The organism is Fibrobacter sp. UWH5, assembly GCF_900142505.1.
Lineage (GTDB): Bacteria > Fibrobacterota > Fibrobacteria > Fibrobacterales > Fibrobacteraceae > Fibrobacter.
In genome coordinates this window covers 1-1,236 of record NZ_FRBB01000050.1, presented here as the reverse complement: position 1 = coordinate 1,236, position 1,236 = coordinate 1, and the positions used below count along the sequence as shown (strand labels likewise).

Sequence of the window (1,236 nt, the reverse complement as noted above, 5' to 3'; positions counted from 1 at the left end):
GCCATCAACGTGATGGTGGACAAGGGTAATGCTAAATATCCTTGGCTGCCTACGAAGGCTATAGTTATCTACAACGGAATTAACGCGTGGGATCCGCTGGCGCAGTACAAGAACATCCATGCCATGTACAACGGCCGCATTCCGCATTTCGAGTTCGCATTCGTGAACCTGGCGGAAATTGACGATGAGATATGCCTTGCCCACGACAATGCCGAGGCTGCCATTGGTGCGATTACCATGAAGTATGCTTTCGACATGGCAAAGTACGAGTCCTTGCTGCCGGAAATTGAGGCGAAACTCAGGACGTTGCCCAGCAGCGAAAGTGCTTGCCTTGTAAGTAAGATTGAGTTATATTTGGATGAGTATGTCAGCCGCAAGGCATTGGAGGAACTGAAGATGGCTTTCAAGAGTATTGGACAAAGGCTTGGCTTTGTGAGCGCCGGAGACGAATACCGCGCCCTTGAACGCAAGGTTCGCAGGATGGAGTCGGCAAGCAAGGCAAAAGATGCGAAACTGGCTGCGAGTGAAGCTAAACTGGCCGACCAGGCCAATGCTCTTGCCGATAACGCTGCTGAAATTGCTGCTCTCAAGGCAGAAATCGAACGGCTTAAGAGTGGCAAATAGCTGCTGCAAGCATTTCGCATAACGTCAGGACCCCTCGCGGGTCCTTTTTTTATTTGCGTCATTCCAGCGATTCCATTGCGTCTCCCCCGCGCCCCTCCGGTGTCCACGACCTGTTCGGGGATTTCCTTTGTTCGTGCTAAAAAATTTTACAATCATTTTTCAAAAAATCGGGATCCATTCCCCGCAAAAAAGCGTGTATAGGATTGGTGGCGATTTTGCCTTCCCGCAAAGGTGTGCGCAACAACCGAAAAAATACATGAACAAAAGAAAACATGACGGGTTCCTGAAGTACGTCTTTTCAAAACCGGTCAACGCAAAGGCTCTTTTCGAGATGGCGTCAAGGACTAACAAGAACCTGGCCGACATCCTCGCCGAAGTGGACCTGGATACCCTTGAAGAAATTCCCGAAGCGTTCGACGAGGTGGGCGAGCGGGGCGAAGCGGATCTCGCCTTCAAGGTGAAGGCCCTCGCCGGTGGTGAAATGCGTTTTGGCCTGCTGCTTGAACACAAGTCCTCGCCAAGCAACGGGATCATGTCGCAGATTGGCCGTTACGCCATCAACGTGATGGTGGACAAGGGTAATGCTAAATATCCTTGGCTGCCTACGAAGGC

The 1,236-nt window shown here is 51.2% G+C and carries 2 protein-coding genes; both read left to right on the top strand.

The features are described from left to right. Nucleotides 1-624 (top strand): hypothetical protein (locus BUB38_RS16540; protein ID WP_175547708.1); only part of this gene is annotated, 624 nt, incomplete at its 5' end. Between the two features lie 256 nt (nt 625-880). After that, a partial coding sequence (locus BUB38_RS15630) for an Rpn family recombination-promoting nuclease/putative transposase (RefSeq protein ID WP_139258491.1) occupies nt 881-1,236 on the top strand: 356 nt, incomplete at its 3' end.